The organism is Mycoplana rhizolycopersici (assembly GCF_013378445.1).
Lineage (GTDB): Bacteria > Pseudomonadota > Alphaproteobacteria > Rhizobiales > Rhizobiaceae > Mycoplana > Mycoplana rhizolycopersici.
This window is the reverse complement of sequence record NZ_JABXYK010000006.1, coordinates 121,241-139,886: the sequence shown is the minus strand read 5'-3', so window position 1 is coordinate 139,886 and position 18,646 is coordinate 121,241. Positions and strand designations below refer to the sequence as shown.

Genomic DNA, 18,646 nt, shown 5'->3' with positions numbered 1-18,646 from the left:
CCCTCAGACGCCAAGCGACTTCAACTTGCGGTGCAGCGCGGAACGTTCCATGCCGACGAACTCGGCGGTCCGCGAAATATTGCCGCCGAAACGGTTGATCTGCGCCACGAGATAATCGCGCTCGAACATTTCGCGCGCCTCTCGGAGCGGCAGCGTCATGATGTGCTGGTCACCCTGGGTGGAGACCTTCGGCAGCATGTCACCGACGTCGGTCGGCAGCATGTCCGCGGTGATGACGCTGTCGGGGCCGTCACTGCGGGCAAGGATCATCAGCCGCTCGATGTTGTTGCGCAGCTGGCGGATGTTGCCGGGCCAGTCATGTGCCTGCAGGACTGCCAGCGCGTCATCACCGATCTTGCGCGCCCGGATGCCGGCCTGCTCGCTGACCTGGCGCATAAACATGTCGACGAGGAACGGAATGTCCTCGCGCCGCTCGGCCAGCGCCGGCACGCGCACGGGCACAACGGCGAGACGGTGATAGAGATCCTCCCGGAAGGCGCCCTCGGCGATCTGGCTTTCCAGATTGTAGGCGGTGGAGGAGATGATGCGGACATCGACCTTGACTCGCTTCGATCCGCCGACACGTTCGAACTGCTGGTCGACGAGAACGCGCAGGATCTTGTTCTGCGTCTCGCGCGGCATCTCGCCGATCTCGTCGAGGTAGAGGATGCCGCCATGCGCTTCCTCGAGCGCGCCGGTCTTGCGCTGCTGTCCCGGCCCGCCTTCGGTACCGAACAGCGCAATCTCCATACGCTCGGGCGTGATCGCGGCTGCGTTCAGCACGACGAAGGGTCCGCCGGCGCGCGTCGACTTGCGATGGATCATCCGCGCCACGAGTTCCTTGCCGGAGCCGGAAGGCCCGAGGATCATGATGCGGCTGTTGGTCGGCGACACCTTTTCGATCGTCTGGCGCAACTGCGAGACGGCAACCGAAGTGCCGATCAGTTCGGCCGCATCGCCTGACCTGCGCTTCAGCTCCGTCACTTCTCGGCGAAGCTTCGAATTTTCCAGCGCCCGTTCCGCGATCAGGATCAGCCGGTCCGCCTTGAAGGGCTTTTCGATGAAATCGTAGGCGCCGCGGCGGATCGCCGAAACGGCGGTCTCGATGTTGCCGTGACCGGAGATCATCACGACGGGCAGATCCGGATAGCGGCTCTTGATTTCGTCGAGCAGAGCAAGGCCGTCCAGCCGGCTGCCCTGCATCCAGATGTCGAGAAATACCAGGCGCGGGACGCGATCGCTGATCGCCTGCAGCGCGCTGTCGCTGTCGTAGGCGGTCCGCGTCTCGTGCCCCTCGTCGGACAGGATCCCCGACACGATCTCGCGGATATCCTCCTCGTCGTCCACCACCAGAATGTCAGAGGCCATGTGTCAGTTCCTTGTCACTTTTTTCCGCATCGACAGCCACACTTTCGTCGATAGGCAGGATCACGCGGATCATCGCCCCGTGGCCGTTGTCGAAGTCCGCGGGGGCGTCGTGCAGTTCCAGCTGCCCGCCGTGGTCTTCTATGATTTTCTTGACGATCGCCAGCCCGAGCCCGGTGCCCTTTTCGCGCATCGTCATGTAGGGCTCGAGAATCCGGTGCCGGTTCTCCGTCGGCAGCCCCTTGCCGTTGTCGATCACGTCGACGACATATCGCCCGCTTGCCTGCTCCCGCCGCGCCCGCACGAGCACCTTGCGCTCGTCGCGCTGCAAATCTGCCGGCAACGCCTCGATCGCCTCGACGGCGTTCTTGATGATGTTGCCGAAGGCCTGGCCAAGCATGCGCGAATCGAAATGGCCGATCAGCGCTTCTGCCTCGAAGTCCTTCACGAAGGTCACGTGATTGTTGCCCATTTCGCGCAGGAACACTGCATCCTTGAGGATGCCGCGCAGGTCCGCCTGGTCCTTGGTCGGCTTCGGCATGCGCGCGAAGGAAGAGAACTCGTCCACCATGCGGCCGATATCCTCGACCTGGCGCACGATCGTGTCGGTACACTGGTCGAATACGGCGCGGTCGTCCTGGTTGATCTGCTTGCCGTAGCGCCGCCGGATCCGCTCGGCCGAGAGCTGGATCGGCGTCAGCGGATTCTTGATCTCGTGAGCGATTCTCCTGGCGACGTCGGCCCATGCGGTCGAGCGCTGCGCGATCACGAGATCGGTAATGTCATCGATGGTGATGACGTAGGATTCCTTTGCATCCTTCGCCTCCTCGCGCGTGACCTGGACATTGAGCGTGCGCTCGGTGCCGCCGCGCATGATGTTGATCTGCCGGCGGTAATCGTTCCGGTAACGCGGAGAGGCTTCCTGCAGGACGGCAGCGACCTCCGGCGCGACCTCGGCCAGTTTTGCCCCGACAAGCGCCCCGGCGCCGCGGCCGAAGAGATGCTCGGCGGAAGAATTGGCGATCGTCAGGCGTCCGCCCTCCTCCACGCCGATCACCGCCGCCGACACGCCTGACAACACCGCCTCGATGAAGTGGCCGCGCTGCTCCATCTCGTCCTTGGCATCGAGAATCTGGCCCTGCTGGGCGCGAATCTCCGAGATCATCTTGTTGAAGGTCCGCGACAGGCTGCCGACGTCGCCATCGGCTGTACGCACCGGGACATGAACGTCGAGGTTGCCCGAAGCGACGGCATCCGCAGCCCCGATCAGGAGCCTGATCGGGCGGACGATGCGGTCGGCGACCGCGATCGCGGTCCAGATCGCCGCAAGCAGCACGATCAGCGCGAAGCCGAGATAGAGTACGCCGAAAGCGAGTTGCAGCGACGTTCTGCCCGCCTCTAGCGCCCGGTATTCGGCCGTATTGTCCTCCATCTGCCGCATCGAGCGCATGACTTCGGGATCGACCGTCCGGACCGTGTAGAGAAAGGTGTCGGGAATATTGTCGATCTTGATGACGGCGCCGACGAGGTTGGTCGTACCCGGCGGGATCAGCGTCGGCTGGCCGGACGCAGCCGCCTTCAGCGCCTCCTCGGGAACTGCCGGCAGCGGCTTGTCGGTCGGAATGTTCGCCTGCAGGATCGGCGAGCCGTCGCCGCGAACAAGGAATGCCCCCAGCATGCCGCGGCCGCGCGCCTGCCGGGTGATCAGTTCGGCAAATCCGGTACGGTCGAGGCTGTAGAGCTGGCGGTTCCGCTCCAGGTCGTTCGACATCGAGACCGTCTGTCCCTGGAGATAGCTGGCATTTTCCAGGACATAGGCCTGGGCCACGTTCAGCGATGAACTGACGATCGACTGGGTGCGGATGGAAAACCAGCGGTCGAGCCCCACATCGAGGGTGATCGAGGCGAAGATGGCGACCAGGATCGCCGGCGTGATCGCCACGATCGAGAAGAGAGCGACGATGCGCACATGCAACCGGGCCGCGGCACGGCCGCGCGAACGCGCCTTCAGAAGCCGCGCGATCTCGCGCCCGATGAGGATGATGAGGCCGAGCACGAACAGCGCGTTGACCGCGACAGAAGCGATGATGACGTTGGCCTCGGGCTTGATCGGCGTCAGCCCGAGCAGGATGAAGAGCGAAATGATCGCCGCGATCAGCGCCCCGCCGGCGAGAAGCAGCCCCGGAAGCGCGAACGATGCCCTGCGGTCGCGACCGTTGCCGGCCGTTTCGTGTCCGCCCCCGATCAGGGTCGCGTTCTCGTTCATTCGCTGCACTCGCTCCGTCCGGCCATGGCTGGCCGGCACCCCTCGTTCATCCTGATGCGTCCGAATGAAGGCGGGGATCCCATACCTTACAGGGGGAACGGCAGATGCAATCTGCCTATTCGCCACCGAGCCCATCTGTTACCACCAAGCAACACAATGTGGCGAAAATGCAACGCAGTTTGGAGCGAAGTCAAGCCAGCCGGGAGCTTCGGTAGACCGAGACGCCGAGTTCGCGGATTTTCTTGCGCAGCGTGTTACGGTTGAGACCGAGAAGATCGGCCGCCTTGATCTGGTTTCCGCGCGTCGCCGTCAGGGCCGCAAGGATCAGCGGATACTCCATTTCGGCCAGAACACGATCGTAAAGTCCCGGCGGCGGCAGGCCATCGCCGAAACTGGCGAAATACTGGCGCATGTTTTCCTCCACCGCCTGCGAGATCGAAAGCGAACCGTTGCGGGCGGCCGCCTTCTCGATCGGGCTGTCGGGGACGTCCGTACGCAGCTCGGTCTCGATGATTTCGCGGGTGATGACATCCTGTGGATAAAGTGCCGTCAGGCGTCGGATGAGGTTCTCCAGCTCGCGCACGTTGCCCGGCCATGAATGCGCCTTCATCAGTTCGAGCGCTTCCTGGTCGAATCGCTTGGAGTCCAGCCCTTCCTTTTCGGCCTGCTGGACGAAATGGCGCACAAGGTCGGGAATGTCCTCCGCCCGGTCGCGAAGAGGCGGCAGCCGTAGCGGCACGACGTTCAGCCGGTAGTAGAGGTCTTCCCGGAAAAGCCCCTGGTTGATCGACTGCTTCAGATCCTTGTTGGTGGCAGCGACGATGCGCACGTCGGTGCGGATCGGTGTGCGGCCACCGACGGTGGTGTATTCGCCCTGCTGGAGCACGCGCAGAAGCCGGGTCTGCGCGTCCATCGGCATGTCGCCGATCTCGTCGAGGAACAGCGTGCCGCCCTCCGCCTGCTCGAAGCGGCCGGTCGAGCGGTTCTGCGCGCCGGTGAAGGCGCCCTTCTCATGGCCGAACAGTTCGGATTCGATCAGGTCGCGCGGGATCGCCGCCATGTTGATCGCCACGAACGGGCCGTTGCGGCGCTTGCCGTAGTCATGCAGCGCGCGCGCCACCAGTTCCTTGCCGGTCCCCGACTCGCCGGTGATCATCAGCGTCAGGTCTGTCTGCATCAGCCGGGCCAGGACGCGGTAGATTTCCTGCATGGCGGCGGAACGACCGACGAGCGGCATGCCGTCCTGGGTGTCGTCGTCGAGTTTCGCCGGCTTCTTCTTCGGCTCCGCCAGCGCCCGGCCGATGATCGCGATCAGTTCGGTGAGGTCGAACGGCTTCGGCAGGTAGTCGTAGGCGCCGCGCTCGGACGCCTTGATCGCCGTCATGAAGGTATTCTGCGCGCTCATCACAAGGACCGGCAGGTCGGGCCGCGCCTTCTTGATCCGCGGCAGGAGATCAAACGCGTTCTCGTCCGGCATGACAACGTCGGTCACGACGATGTCGCCCTCGCCCGCAGAGATCCAGCGCCACAGCGTGGCGGCGTTGGAAGTGATGCGGACATCGTAGCCTGCGCGGCTCAGCGCCTGATTGAGAACGGTTCTGATCGCCGCATCATCGTCGGCAACAAGGACTGTGGCGCCTGTCATCTGCTATTTCCTCTGCTCTCCGGAGGTGTCGTCTTCCTCGCGCAGCCCCTTGGAGGCGGGCATCAGCACGCGAAACGTTGTGCGGTGGCCCTGGCTGTCGCATTCGATGATGCCACCATGGCCGCCGATAATCTTGGCGACCAGCGCCAGGCCGAGACCCGACCCGTTGGTCTTGGTCGTGATGAAGGGATCGAACAGGTGCGGCAGCAAGTCGGGCGGCACGCCCGGCCCGTTGTCGTGCACGCAAAATTCGAGCGGCAACGACACCTTCTCGCGCGTGCCCGCCACCGACAGGCGGATGCCCGGCCGGTAGGCCGTCGTCAGCATGATCTCGCCGTCCGGCCTATCGCCCACCGCCTCGGCGGCGTTCTTGATCAGGTTGAGGAAGACCTGCACCAACTGGTCGCGATTGGCATAGACCGGCGGCAGTGATGGATCGTAGTTCTCGGTGATCTTGATGTGGCGGGCAAAGCCGGCGCTCGCCACCGCCTTCACATGATCGAGCACGGAATGGATGTTCAGGGCCACACGGTCGACCGGACGCTCGTCCGAAAACACCTCCATGCGATCGACCAGCGAGACGATGCGGTCGGTCTCGTCGCAGATCAGCCGCGTCAGCGCCCGGTCGTCGTCGATGACGGACGTCTCCAGCAGCTGTGCTGCGCCGCGAATGCCCGACAGCGGGTTCTTGATCTCGTGCGCCAGCATCGACGCCAGCCCCGTGACAGAGCGGGCGGCAGCGCGGTGCGTCAACTGCCGGTCGATCTTGTCGGCCATCGACCGCTCCTGCAGCACCACGACCACTGCGCCGGCAGCCGTCGCAACGGGGGCGACATAGAGGTCGACGAGCTTGTCGGCGCCCAGCCGCGGCGAACTGAGGTCCACCCGATACTCGTTCACCGGTGCGCGCCGTTCCCTGACCTGTTCGATCAAAGTCAGAAGAGGGCTCCCGAAGGGTATGAAAGTACTAATGTTGTAGCGTGCGAGATGGCTTGCGCTGGCGCCGAAGAAGCTCTCGGCCTCCCAGTTGGCAAAAGCGATGTGACCGGCCTCGTCGACCAGGATGACGGGATGCTGAATGGCGTTCAGCACCGCCATTGCCAGACCGTTCATATCGGCCTGCGGAAGTTCCTTGTCCGGACTGCTCATCACGCCGCCTTCTCTTTCATCCGCCCGGCAGCGGTGCCGCCGTCGACGAGCACCGCCGCCAGGCGATCGGCAACGAATTCCGCGTCGGTCGACACCATCAGGGCACCTCTCTGCGCCGCCGCGATACCGGGCGCGTGTCGATCCAGATACCAGCCGACGTGCTTTCGGGCATGGCGAAGGCCGGCGACGGCGCCGTAGAAATCGAGCATCAGCCGATAGTGCTCCACGGCGCAGGCTGCAAGCTCGGCACCTGCAGGCGCAACGCAGGCACCGGCAACGACGGCCGGATGCCACGGACGCCCCTGCGCGGCACGGCCGATCATGACCGCGTCAGCGCCCGACCGGCGCAGGATTTCCGCGCAATCCTCGGCGGAATCGACGTCGCCGTTAGCAATGAGCGGAACCTTGATGCGCTCGCGCACAGCACGGATCGCATCCCAGTCGGCCTTGCCTTCGTAGAACTGCATGCGGGTGCGTCCATGCACGGTGATCATCTGCACGCCTGCGCCCTCTGCACGCGCGGCGATGTCCGGCGCATTCAGGCTGTCGTGATCCCAGCCGAGCCGCATCTTGACGGTGACGGGCACCGTCACCGCCTTCACCGTCGCCTCGATCAGCCGCAGCGCGTGGTCCGGTTCCCGCATCAGGGCCGAACCGGAGTATCCGCCGATCACCTTCTTCGCCGGGCAGCCCATGTTGATGTCGATGATGTCGGCGCCGTTCGCCTCGGCGAGGCGGGCCGCCTCCGCCATCCAGTCGGCGTCGCGGCCAGCCAGTTGAACCATGTGCGGGCGGATACCGCGATTGCGGATGCGCGCCCAAGATTCCGGCGCATTCGCCGCAAGTTCACGGCTGGCCACCATCTCCGTCACCACCAGCCCCGCGCCGAACCGCCATGCAAGTTCGCGAAACGGCAGGTCGGTCACGCCCGACATCGGCGCGAGCACAACGCGGTTGCGCAGAACCTGTCGTCCGATCGACAAGGGTTCGGAAAGGCTCACCTCTGTCAAATGCTCATCTTTCAAGCAGGCCAAAATCGTGCCCTATTTTTAGACAATCAGATCAGGATTGCCAAGTCGTTTCCGTCGCCTGCCGCAAAATTCCGCAACTCGGCTGGCATTGAGGCGGCGATCGTTCTAAATCGGCTCAAACCGCTTCGATCGCGAGGAACCAGAACACGATGAGCGCACAAAATCGGATCAATTGCGGTGTGATCATCGTTGCGGCGGGACGCGGAGAACGAGCCGGATCGCACCCGGATGGTCCGAAGCAGTATCGGCGCATTGCAGGAAGGCCGGTTATCTCCCATACGCTGGATGCCTTTGTCAAATGGGCGCCCGATGCGCCGATCGTCGTCGTCGTCCATGCCGACGACAGCGATCTTATTGCCGCCGCGCTGTTACAGGTGAATGGCAGTACCGGCAAGATCCGCGTGGTCACGGGCGGCGCAAGCCGCCAGCAGTCTGTACTGGCTGGACTGGAAGCCATGGCGGGCCTCGACATCGACCATGTCCTGATCCAGGACGCCGTCCGGCCGTTCGCGGATCCCGCATTGCTCGATCGCGTGGGGGCGGCACTGGCCGCCGGCGCCCGGGCGGTGCTGCCGGCGATCGCCGTCGCCGACACGCTCAAGCGCGCCGGAGGCGACGGCAGCGTCGCAGAAACCGTGCCGCGCGCAGGTCTCTTTGCCGCGCAGACCCCGCAGGCATTTCACTTCCAGACGATTCTCGATGCGCACCGACAGGCAGCCGCCGGGGGCCGAAGCGATTTCACCGACGACGCCGCCATCGCCGAATGGGCGGGCGTGCCCGTGCGCCTCGTCGAGGGTGCCGTCGGGAACGTCAAGCTGACTTTGCAGAAGGACATCATCATGGCAGACGAAAGACTGTCCGCGCCCCTTCCCGACGTGCGCACCGGCAACGGCTACGACGTCCACCAACTCGAACCCGGCGACGGCGTCACGCTCTGCGGCGTCTTCATCCCGCACGACCAGCGGCTCAAAGGGCATTCGGACGCCGACGTCGCCCTGCACGCGCTGACGGACGCACTGCTCGCCACCTGCGGCGCCGGCGACATCGGCGACCATTTTCCGCCGTCCGATCCGCAGTGGAAGGGCGCGCCATCGCGCATCTTCCTCGAGCATGCTGCAGGCATCGTCCGCCAGAACGGGGGCACGATCATGAACGCGGACGTCTCGCTGATCGCCGAGGAGCCCAAGATTGGCCCTCATCGCGAGGTGATGCGAAAGAAACTGTCGGAAATCCTCGGCATCTCGCTCGACCGCTGCTCGGTCAAGGCGACGACGAATGAGAAGATCGGCTTTATCGGCCGCCGCGAGGGAATCGCCGCGATCGCCACGGCCACCGTCGTCTACAGGAAACGGGAGCCATGAGCATGTGGCCCGCCGATATCGAGGCCACCGCGCACGGGATCGTCTCAGATTGGACGAAGCGCGGCCTTGTGGCAGCAACGGCAGAATCCTGCACCGGCGGGCTGATCGCGGCGGCGTTGACGGAGATTGCCGGCTCCTCGGCCGTGGTGGATCGCGGCTTCGTCACCTATTCCAACAACGCCAAGAGGGAGCTTCTCAAGGTTTCTGAAGGCACGCTTGCCGCCCATGGCGCCGTGTCGAGGCAGACCGCGATCGAAATGGTAGCGGGCGCACTCGCAGCCTCCCGTGCCGATGTCGCAGTCGCGGTCACCGGCATCGCCGGCCCCGGTGGCGGCTCTGCGGAGAAGCCGGTCGGCCTGGTTCATATCGCAGCCGCCAACCGCAACGGAACCACGCTGCACCGGGAAATGCGCTACGGCGACATCGGCCGTCAGGCGATCCGGCTTGCCACCGTCCGCACAGCGCTCGAAATGCTGATCGAGGCCGCCGGCCCGTAGCACGGTGCCTTCATCGCGCGGGCGAAAACCGCTTCACGCCGGTCGCATGCGCGCCCGCCATCGATGCCGTGACCGAGGATTGCGTCCTAGTGCCTCCGTCGCCGCCAGCCGCAGAGAAGACGAGAACGGCTGCGACCGCGATCGAAACGGCGTTCAGCGCGAGCAGGATTGCGTGCATGGTGCCGACCTCTGTTGCCGTGTCCTATCGAACTGACGGTCAGCCAGCGGCTTTTGTTCGCCAAAAAATCGATGCTTCTCGACCGGATCTGCTTGCCGCCGTTACCGACACAGAAGGGTGTCAGGCATAGATCTTTTCGGCACGCTTCTCGAAGGCTTCGGAGAACATGTGGAAGGCCCGGTCGAACATCGAGCCCATGACCGCACCCAGAATGCGGCTCTTGAACTCGTAGTCGATAAAGAAATGGACGCTGCAGCCGCCTTCGGCAGCAGGCTCGAAACGCCAGCGGTTATCGAGGTAGCGGAACGGACCGTCGATGTACTTCACGTCGATCGCCTGTTCCGCCGGGTTGAGCAGCACCTGCGTCGTGAACGTCTCGCGGATGGCCTTGTAGCCCACGGTCATGTCGGCGATGAGAAGCTCCCTGCCGTCCCGTTCCTTGCGGGAGCGAACCACCAGCCCCTCGCACAGGGGCAGGAATTCGGGATAGCGCTCCACGTCGGCGACGAGCGCATACATCTGTTCGGGCGAGTGCGGCACCTGCCGCCGGGTTTCGAATTGGGGCATTCGCTGGAGATATTCAAACGCGAGCGCAGAAACAAGATGCGACGTCTGTCGAAAGCGTGCCAGCCGACAAGACGAGCCGGTTTCGGTGCCATCCGCAGGCCCCGGAGGCAATTCTGGAGCCCTATCGCGCCCCTGCCGAGACGCGTTCGAAGGCCGAAAGGATCGCCGCCGCTGCAATCTCGGCCTGATGCAGGTCGGTCTGGTAGTTGCAGACCGAAATCCGCATCACCTGTCGGCCGCGCCACTGCGCGCCGCCGACGAAAATCTGCCCGTCCCCTTGCAGTGCCGTGATCACCTCCCGCGTCAGGCGGTCCCCCTCCTCCCCAGCGTTGCCGAAGCGGACGATCACCTGGTTGAGAACCACGTCGTTGAGCAAGAACACGCCCTTCCGCTCTGCCAGCATTGCGGCCATCGCCGCGGCTGCGGCGCAGTTCCGATCGATCATCTCCGCGATACCGTGACGGCCGAGGTGCTTGATCATCGCCCAGGTGGCAAATCCCCGCGCCCGTCGCGACAGTTCCGGTACATAATGCGAAGGATCACGCTCGCCTTCGCCGGCAAGGGGCAGGTAGCTCGCGGCAATCGTCATCGCGCGGCGATGGGCAAGCTCGTCGCGCACGATCGCATAGCCGCTGTCATACGGCGTCTGCAGCCATTTGTGTCCGTCCGTGGCCCAACTGTCGGCATCTTCCACCCCCGCTGCGAGCGCCCGCCTTTCCGGGCTTGCGCTTGCCCAGAGGCCGAAGGCGCCGTCTACATGCACCCAAGCGCCCTTGCCCTTCGCCAGAGGTATGAGCGCGTGAAAATCGTCGAACGCACCGGTATTGATCTGCCCCGCCTGGAGGATAGCGATTGCGGGTCCATCCACGCCCGACAAAGCCTCCTCGAAGGCTTGCGCTCGAATCCGCCCTTCCCCGTCGGTCGCCACGCGGATGACCCGGTCGTGGCCGAGGCCAAGAAACTGCAGAGCGGAAAAGACCGTCGTATGGGCGTCGTCACCGATCAGCACCGTTATCGGGGGTGCGCCGAACAGACCGCGCGCGTCGGCATCCCAGCCGTAACGGCGCAGCACCGCCCCGCGCGCGGCCGCAAGACAGGTGAAATTGGCGACCGTCGCGCCCGTCACGAAACCGACCGAGCATTCGCCCGGCAGGTGGAGCAGTTGCAGCAGCCAGCGCGCGGCCACCGCCTCGACCGCGGCCGCTGACGGAGCGGCCGTATGGTTGCCGGCATTCTGCCCCCAGGCGGACGTCAGCATGTCGGCCGCTACGCCGACCGGATGCGATCCGCCGATCACCCAGCCGAAGAAGCGCGGCCCGGCCATGAGGTGCAGGCCGGGATCGGCGCGTGCGGCCAGGTCCGAAATCAATGCGTTTGCCTCTGCGGGACCTTCCGGAAGGGCCTCGTCGAATGCGTCGATGCTGCCGGCATAGTCGCGAAGCGGGCGGTGCGGCCGCTCCGCTACACCATTGCGAAACCGGGCAGCGTTTTCCGCCGCCAACCGGAAAAGGGCTTCGATATCCATCCGCGATCCTCCCTGCGGACAAGTTCGCACCGTCAGCCGGTGCAATCGCCCCCAGCCTACGTCCGCCCGCTGTTGCCGCCAAACGATTTCGAGTTGGGGCGTGCTGGAGGGTCTGGCCGGACCAGAACGCGGCTAGCCCTTGGATCCCGCCTTGGCCCTATGGGCCGCGGCATTCATGGTCTGATCCAGGCAACCCTTTAATGCCTGCACAAGGCGCTCATTCTGTGCATGCGAACGCAGGAGCAGCACCGGAACGCTCGGGTATTCACCGAGCCGTTCCTCTATCTCGGGGCTTTCGGTAAGTTCAAAGTTCCAGATGTAGCGCAGGAATTCGAGGTTGATACGTTCCGGGCATCCCACGGCCATGTGCGGACGCGACTGCCCCCTATACCGCAACCATCGTCCGATGACGCCCCGGAGCGATTTCCATCGCGGCGGTCGCAGCCACAAGACCAGATCGGTACGCGGCATGCGCAGCGGCAGCGTGCCGGGACTTGTTCCATCCATGATCCAGCGTGGCTCGTCGACGATTTCCCTGAGCCGAGCGAGCGCCTCGGCCCGCGGCCGCGGCTGCCAGCCCTGTAACCAGAATATCTCCCTGTCCATCGGCACATGTGGCAGGTCGAGCATCTCCGACAGGCGCGCGGCCAGCGTGCTCTTGCCGCTGCCCGAACAGCCAATGACGAGCACCCGCGATGCGCTTGCCAGGCGTGCCGCCGCCTCATCGAGGTCTTCAACCATGGGACGCCTCTCCTCCTTCTGAAACGCATTCGGGCCGCGGTCTTGCAACCACGGCCCGTGTCGATCTGATTGTGCCGCTTACTCCGCGGCGGCGAGCAGCTTCTTTTCGCGCGCGGCCTTCAGGCGGGCGAAATCGTCGCCGGCATGGTGCGAGGAGCGCGTCAGCGGGCTCGAGGCCACCATGAGGAACCCCTTGGTATAGGCGACCGTCTCGTAGGACTTGAACTCGTCAGGGGTGATGAACTTCTCCACCTTGTGGTGCTTGCGCGTCGGCTGCAGGTACTGGCCGATCGTCAGGAAGTCGACATCGGCGGTGCGCAGGTCGTCCATGAGCTGCAGCACCTCGTTGCGTTCCTCGCCGAGGCCGACCATGATCCCGGACTTGGTGAACATGGTCGGGTCTAGTTCCTTCACCCGCTGCAACAGGCGGATGGAGTGGAAGTAACGGGCACCCGGGCGAACGGTCAGGTAGTTTCCGGCGACCGTCTCCATGTTGTGATTAAAGACATCGGGCTTGGCGGCGACCACGCGCTCCAGCGCGCCCGGCTTCTTCAGGAAGTCCGGCGTCAGGATCTCGATCGTCGTCGAAGGCGATGCGGCCCGGATCGCCCAGATCACCTTCTCGAAATGCTCCGCACCGCCGTCCTCCAGATCGTCACGATCGACGGATGTGATGACCACGTGGCTGAGGCCCATCTGGCGCACGGCCTTGGCGACGTTTTCCGGCTCGGCCATGTCGAGCGCGTTCGGCTTGCCGGTGGCGACATTGCAGAAGGCGCAGGCGCGCGTACAGATCTCGCCCATGATCATAAAGGTGGCGTGCTTCTTGTCCCAGCACTCGCCGATATTGGGGCAGCCCGCTTCCTCGCAGACCGTCACCAGCTTGTGCTCCTTCACGATGGAGCGCGTCTCCTGGTAGCCCTTGGAGACCGGCGCCCGCACGCGGATCCATTCCGGCTTGCGCGCGACCTCGGTATCGGGACGATGCGCCTTCTCCGGATGACGGACGCGCTTTTCGTCGAGATGGGTCCTGTCGAGGATGGTGACCATTTCAAACCTGCCTTCAGCCGCTTCTTACAATCGCATGTCTTGGCCGCGAAACCGCTATACACTTTTGCGCGACATGCGTGCGCGCGAAAAATCCGTCAACGCCTGACGAGCTTGGCGACAAATAACAAAATGCACGAGCCGACGAAACCCTGCACGAGGTAACCCAGCCAACCGCTGGCGACATGGATCCCGGCCCGGTCGAAGATCGCGTTCGCCAGCACCGCGCCGACGATGCCGATCACGACGTTCAAGAAGATGCCAAAGCGAAGGTCCATCAGCTTGCCGGCGAGCCAGCCCGAAAGCCCGCCAATGACGATCCCCGCAAACCAGCCCACATCCATTCCGTTCGTTCCTTCGCATGCGTTCGTCATGGTGCGGCCGATCCGCCCCCGTCATCATATGGGCCATTGCACCGCCACCCGCAATGAGAGCGGGGATGGCGCCGCCTGGGCTTCGCCGGATGGCGCGCGAAAGGCCGCCCGCCTCCCGTCATGCCGGACTTGATCCGGCATCCAGCTCGCGCAAGTCCTTGCGCGGATAGTGCATTTCCCGCACCGCAGACGTGGCGCCGCTGGATCCCGGATCAAGTCCGGGATGACGGCCCGAGAGGCCGACGCCAGCACGAAGAATCGCCACCGTGGGGGCGGTGCCGGCACTATTGATCGGCTCGTCGCCCAAGCCCTCCAGCCCTTCGACCGCCCATCACCTCACTCTCTGTCATGCCGGAACTGATCCGGCATCCAGCTCGCGCAAGTCCTTGCGCGGATAGTGCATTTCCCGCACCGCAGACGCGGCGCTGCTGGATCCCGGATCAAGTCCGGGATGACGGACACATATGTGACTTCCATCTCATATGGGGCTTCCGTCCCACTCCACATTTCGCGCGGCGCCTTAGCTGCGACACCGCGGCTGCCGAGGCGGATCAGGCGTTCAGCGCCCGCCCGTAGGCATCCAGTACGCTTTCTTTCAGCGTTTCGGAAATGGTCGGATGCGGAAAGATCGTGTGCATCAGCTCTTCCTCGGTCGTTTCGAGGTTCATGGCGATGACGAAACCCTGGATCAGTTCGGTCACTTCTGCTCCTACGAGATGCGCGCCGAGCAGTTCGCCCGTCTTCTTGTCGAAGATCGTCTTGACCAGGCCCTGATCCTCGCCAAGCGCGATCGCCTTGCCGTTGGCGACGAAGGGGAAACGACCGACGCGGATATCGCGGCCCTGCTCCTTAGCTTTCGCTTCCGTCAGCCCGACGGAGGCGACCTGCGGGTGGCAGTAGGTGCAGCCGGGGATCTTGAGCTTGTCCATCGGATGGACGTTCGGCAGGCCGGCGATCTTCTCGACGCAGATGACGGCCTCATGCTCGGCCTTGTGCGCCAGCATCGGCGGGCCGGCAACGTCGCCGATCGCATAGATGCCGGGCACGTTGGTCTTGCCGTAGCCGTCGATCGCGATGAAGCCGCGGTCAGTCTTCACGCCGAGCGCCTCGAGCCCGATGTTCTCGATGTTGGCCTGAACGCCGACGGCCGAGATCATCCGGTCGGCGGTGATCTTCTCGACCTTGCCGTCCTTCATCTCCACATGCGCTGTGATCGAATTGGCACCCTTCTCCACCTTGGTGACCTTGGCCTCCAGGTGGATCTTCATGCCCTGCTTTTCGAACTGCTTCTTGGCGAGCGCGGAGATCTCAGCATCCTCGACCGGCATCACCGTCTTCATCACTTCGACGACGGTAACGTCGACGCCGAGTGTGCGGTAGAACGAGGCGAACTCGATGCCGATCGCCCCCGAGCCCATGACCAGCAGCGATTTGGGCATTTCTGCCGGTTTCATCGCCTCGAAATAGGTCCAGATCAGCTTGCCGTCCGGCTCGATGCCCGGAAGCGCGCGCGGACGGGCGCCGGTGGCGACGATGATGTGCTTGGCGGTGTAGGTACCTTCCGGCAGTACGTTCTTCGGCAGCGGCGCCTGCGGCTCGAGGGGCTTTTTCGACGTCTTGGAGACGACGATCTCGCCGGGCTTCGAAAGCTTCGCCTCGCCCCAGATGATGTCGACCTTGTTCTTCTTCATCAGGAAGCCGACGCCGCCATTCATACGCTGGGCAATGCCGCGCGAGCGGGCGACGATGGCGTTCAGGTCCGGCGTCACGCTGCCTTCGATCTTGATGCCGTAATCGCCCGGATGCTTCGCATAGTGGAAGATCTCGGCGGAACGCAGCAGTGCCTTGGTCGGAATGCAGCCCCAGTTCGAGCAGATGCCGGCAAGGTGCTCCCGCTCGACAATCGCCGTTTTCAGGCCGAGCTGGGCAGCCCGGATAGCGGCGATATAACCGCCGGGACCCGAACCGATTACGATGACGTCGTACGTATTGGACATGAGCGCTTCCACTCCTCTTTTTCTCTTGTGCGGGCGCGCTCCGATCGGAGGCAGCACCCGTTGTCGTTATAGAGGACCGGAAGACGCGCGCTCCGTCCCTCAGGGAAGCTCGTCGGCGGCTTCGAACCGCGTGAGCATTCCAAAGATTTCATCCTTGAGCCGCATCCGCTCCTTTCGCATGTCCGCCATGCGGAAGTCGTCGGTCGGCTCGATATCCGTCTCTGCCCGATGGATCGCGCGGTTCACCGCGCCATATTCATCGGTGATGCGGTGAAAATGTCCATCGACTTCCCGCAAATGCCGGATCTTGCCGACATGCTCGGGAAACTCTTCTGCAAGCTGGTGCGGGGTATTCGACATGGCTGCATCTCCTGTCTGAAGTCGATGCAGCAAGCCTACCGCGCCGGGTGTGTCACTCCTTGATCCCCGTCAAACGCTATTCGTCAAAGTCCGAGCATCATGCGCACGACAGGCTCGAGCCCCCGGCCGATAGCCCGCGTGTTGGCGGCATCCAGATGCACGCCGTCCAGCGGTGTCGTCTCGGCAACGGAGCCGGCATCGAAGAAGCCGCATCCCTTCTCGTCGGCAAGGTCCGCATAAAGCGTCGCCAACATCGCCGACTGTTCGACGCCGCCCGAAAACATCGCCGCAAAGGCCGTATTCGCCGTCTCGCACAGCGGCGGAGGCGAGACGATCAGGATATCGGGCCGCCCTTCCCTGTCGAAAGACCAGGCGTGGTGACGCACAAGTTCGATCAGCCGCTCCATGCCCTGCACCGCGCCGAAGGCGGTGCCGCAGATCGCAGGCTTCATGTCATTGGCGCCGAGCATGATGATGACGAGATCGATCGGGTCGTGGCTGTGCAGCACCGTCGGCAGGATGCGGGCGCCGTTACGGTCGCAATCGGCGAGATGGTCGTCATAGGCCGTCGTCCGACCATTGAGACCCTCGGCGATCACCTGCACGTCCACACCCAGCGCCTTCTGAAGCACGCTCGGCCAACGGTCCTCCAGCGCATGGCGCCCGAGCGTCTCCGCGCCATAGCCCCATGTCAGGCTGTCGCCATAGCAGAGGACAGTTTTCATTGCGCGTCCACCATTGTTCTCGACGGTGTTTGATTCACGCCGTTTACAATCCTAAAGTAGAGCCAGTGCACGGCGATCATAGCGAGGCCCGGTATCAGTGCGGCGAAAAGATAGACGTACTCTAACTCAGTCCGCTCTACAGCTAGTTTCTGAAACAGCGTCAGCAATCCAAGTACCGTTGCGGCTGCTAATACTAGCATCGCCCAGCCTATCGCGGCATTTGACCTCGATATCAATTGTATGAACCACGAAGTGCATCCAATTGCGACTGAAGCAGGCAGCACATTGACTACTACGAGAAAAAAATCCTGATCCACGACCCAATAGGAGACAGCCAGTTGCGCCACAAACAGAAACATGACGAAACCCGCCATACCACTGAAGAATGACGCGCAAACTGAGTGCCAGGCGGCGCGAAACGCATCCTTAATAAAAGAAGTCATTCCGCGCACACCGTATCTCCGTGCTTACACCAGCATCCCCATCGGGTTCTCGATGTAGCGCTTGAAGGCGCCCAGCAGTTCGGCCCCGAGCGCGCCATCGACGCAGCGATGGTCGGTCGACAGCGTGACCGTCATCGCCTGGACGATGGCGATCTCGCCATTCTTTACCACGACGCGCTGCTCGCCGGCCCCGACCGCGAGGATCGTCGCATGCGGCGGGTTGATGACGGCGGCAAAATTCTTGACGCCCATCATGCCCATGTTCGAAACCGAGGTCGTGCCGCCCTGGTACTCTTCCGGCTTCAGCTTGCGTTCCTTGGCGCGCTTGCCGAGGTCCTTCATCTCGTTGGAGATGGCCGACAGGCTCTTTGTTTCCGCGTGGCGAATGATCGGCGTGATCAGGCCACCCGGGATCGAGACGGCAACGCCGACGTCCGAATGCTTGTGCTTGACCATCGCCTGTTCCGTCCAGGAGACGTTGGCGTCCGGCACATCCCGAAGTGCAAGCGCCATGGCCTTGATGACCAAGTCGTTGACCGAGAGCTTGTAGGCCGGCTTGCCGTCCCGCTCGGGGGCTGCGGAATTGAGCTGCGCCCGCAGCGCCATCAGCGCGTCGAGCTCGCAATCGACCGAGACGTAGAAATGCGGCACGGTCTGCTTGGATTCCACCAGGCGGCGGGCAATCGTCTTGCGCATGCCGTCATGCGGCACAAGCTCGTAGGAGCCTTCCTCGAACAGCTTGAGAACGGCCTCGTCGGAGGCCCCCTTGGCCAGCGGTGCTGCGGATGCGGCGGCCGCAGCAGGCGTGGCGGCAGCCTTCTTTGCACCGCCGCCCGAAGCCGCAGCTTCGACATCGGCCTTGACGACGCGGCCATGCGGGCCGGAGCCCGTGATCGCGGAAATGTCCAGACCGGCTTCCTTGGCGAGGCGACGTGCCAGCGGGGAAGAGAAGGTGCGGTAGCCGTCTGCCTTTGCAGCCGAAGCAGTTGCCGGTGTCGGTGCGGCTTGAGCCGGAGCGGGTTCGCTCTTGGCTGCGGGCGCAGGCGTTGCGGCAGGTGCCGCCTCAGCCTTCGGCGCGGGCGCATCGCCGCCAGCGCTTGCAGCCGCCTTCACATCCTCGCCGTCGGCGGCGAGGATCGCGATCAGCGAGTTGACCTTGACGCCTTCGGTGCCGGCCGGAACGACGATCTTGGCAACGGTGCCCTCGTCCACGGCCTCCACTTCCATCGTCGCCTTGTCCGTCTCGATCTCGGCGATGACGTCGCCGGACTTGACGGCGTCACCTTCCTTGACGAGCCACTTGGAGAGATTGCCCTCTTCCATGGTCGGCGACAGGGCAGGCATGGTGATGTTGATCGGCATGTCTCCGCCCTCC

General features: G+C 63.9%; 18 protein-coding genes. 2 read left to right on the top strand and 16 right to left on the bottom strand.

Annotated features, from left to right (window positions below):
• Window positions 1-3 precede the first annotated feature (3 nt).
• From ntrX to dusB, 5 genes are all read right to left on the bottom strand, one after another.
• A complete protein-coding gene (gene ntrX, locus HV823_RS11680; RefSeq protein WP_097138540.1) occupies window positions 4-1,368 on the bottom strand; it encodes a nitrogen assimilation response regulator NtrX in 1,365 nt (454 codons plus the stop codon).
• Complete coding sequence (locus HV823_RS11675) at window positions 1,358-3,631, bottom strand: sensor histidine kinase NtrY-like (protein ID WP_176949899.1); 2,274 nt, start codon at window positions 3,629-3,631, stop codon at window positions 1,358-1,360. Before HV823_RS11675 ends, ntrX begins: the two co-directional genes overlap by 11 nt.
• Before the next feature lie 190 nt (window positions 3,632-3,821).
• Complete coding sequence (gene ntrC / locus HV823_RS11670) at window positions 3,822-5,276, bottom strand: nitrogen regulation protein NR(I) (RefSeq protein WP_176949898.1); 1,455 nt, start codon at window positions 5,274-5,276, stop codon at window positions 3,822-3,824.
• 3 nt (window positions 5,277-5,279) lie between these two features.
• Window positions 5,280-6,425: a two-component system sensor histidine kinase NtrB gene (locus HV823_RS11665; RefSeq protein ID WP_176949897.1), complete on the bottom strand. Its 1,146-nt coding sequence runs from the start codon at window positions 6,423-6,425 to the stop codon at window positions 5,280-5,282.
• Window positions 6,425-7,459, bottom strand: coding sequence for a tRNA dihydrouridine synthase DusB (gene dusB / locus HV823_RS11660; RefSeq protein WP_176949896.1), 1,035 nt, complete (start codon window positions 7,457-7,459; stop codon window positions 6,425-6,427). Before dusB ends, HV823_RS11665 begins: the two co-directional genes overlap by 1 nt.
• Window positions 7,460-7,605: 146 nt before the next feature.
• Here dusB and HV823_RS11655 point away from each other — a divergent pair, with 146 nt between their 5' ends.
• Both HV823_RS11655 and HV823_RS11650 read left to right on the top strand, forming a co-directional pair.
• Entirely contained in the window at window positions 7,606-8,817 is a 1,212-nt protein-coding gene (locus HV823_RS11655; RefSeq protein ID WP_176949895.1) for a bifunctional 2-C-methyl-D-erythritol 4-phosphate cytidylyltransferase/2-C-methyl-D-erythritol 2,4-cyclodiphosphate synthase, read from the top strand.
• A 2-nt stretch (window positions 8,818-8,819) separates the two neighbouring features.
• On the top strand, window positions 8,820-9,314 hold the full coding sequence (locus HV823_RS11650; RefSeq protein WP_425487658.1) for a CinA family protein: 495 nt from the start codon (window positions 8,820-8,822) through the stop codon (window positions 9,312-9,314).
• Between the two features lie 10 nt (window positions 9,315-9,324).
• On the opposite strand, the gene HV823_RS11645 is transcribed toward HV823_RS11650, so the two are convergent.
• The 11 genes from HV823_RS11645 to HV823_RS11595 form a co-directional block, all read right to left on the bottom strand.
• The gene (locus HV823_RS11645) at window positions 9,325-9,492 is read right to left on the bottom strand and encodes a hypothetical protein (RefSeq protein WP_176949893.1); all 168 of its coding nucleotides are present in this window, start codon (window positions 9,490-9,492) and stop codon (window positions 9,325-9,327) included.
• Between the two features lie 120 nt (window positions 9,493-9,612).
• Window positions 9,613-10,059 carry a type II toxin-antitoxin system RatA family toxin gene (locus HV823_RS11640; protein WP_176949892.1) on the bottom strand — a complete coding sequence of 149 codons (447 nt, stop codon included), beginning with the start codon at window positions 10,057-10,059 and terminating at the stop codon, window positions 9,613-9,615.
• Between the two features lie 121 nt (window positions 10,060-10,180).
• Window positions 10,181-11,584, bottom strand: a complete 1,404-nt coding sequence (locus tag HV823_RS11635; RefSeq protein ID WP_176949891.1) for a pyridoxal phosphate-dependent decarboxylase family protein — start codon at window positions 11,582-11,584, stop codon at window positions 10,181-10,183.
• A gap of 132 nt (window positions 11,585-11,716) precedes the next feature.
• Window positions 11,717-12,325, bottom strand: a complete 609-nt coding sequence (locus tag HV823_RS11630) for a P-loop NTPase family protein (RefSeq protein ID WP_246301177.1) — start codon at window positions 12,323-12,325, stop codon at window positions 11,717-11,719.
• Between the two features lie 78 nt (window positions 12,326-12,403).
• Window positions 12,404-13,375, bottom strand: coding sequence for a lipoyl synthase (gene lipA, locus HV823_RS11625; RefSeq protein ID WP_176949890.1), 972 nt, complete (start codon window positions 13,373-13,375; stop codon window positions 12,404-12,406).
• Window positions 13,376-13,470: 95 nt separating this feature from the next.
• A complete protein-coding gene (locus HV823_RS11620; RefSeq protein WP_176949889.1) occupies window positions 13,471-13,716 on the bottom strand; it encodes a GlsB/YeaQ/YmgE family stress response membrane protein in 246 nt (81 codons plus the stop codon).
• A 581-nt stretch (window positions 13,717-14,297) separates the two neighbouring features.
• A complete protein-coding gene (gene lpdA / locus HV823_RS11615; protein ID WP_176949888.1) occupies window positions 14,298-15,743 on the bottom strand; it encodes a dihydrolipoyl dehydrogenase in 1,446 nt (481 codons plus the stop codon).
• A 99-nt stretch (window positions 15,744-15,842) separates the two neighbouring features.
• Window positions 15,843-16,103, bottom strand: coding sequence for an HP1242/YdcH family protein (locus HV823_RS11610; RefSeq protein WP_176949887.1), 261 nt, complete (start codon window positions 16,101-16,103; stop codon window positions 15,843-15,845).
• Between the two features lie 83 nt (window positions 16,104-16,186).
• Entirely contained in the window at window positions 16,187-16,828 is a 642-nt protein-coding gene (locus HV823_RS11605; RefSeq protein WP_176949886.1) for an SGNH/GDSL hydrolase family protein, read from the bottom strand.
• Window positions 16,825-17,271, bottom strand: coding sequence for a hypothetical protein (locus tag HV823_RS11600; RefSeq protein WP_176949885.1), 447 nt, complete (start codon window positions 17,269-17,271; stop codon window positions 16,825-16,827). Before HV823_RS11600 ends, HV823_RS11605 begins: the two co-directional genes overlap by 4 nt.
• A gap of 24 nt (window positions 17,272-17,295) precedes the next feature.
• On the bottom strand, window positions 17,296-18,633 hold the full coding sequence (locus HV823_RS11595) for a pyruvate dehydrogenase complex dihydrolipoamide acetyltransferase (protein WP_176949884.1): 1,338 nt from the start codon (window positions 18,631-18,633) through the stop codon (window positions 17,296-17,298).
• Between the last annotated feature and the right edge of the window lie 13 nt (window positions 18,634-18,646).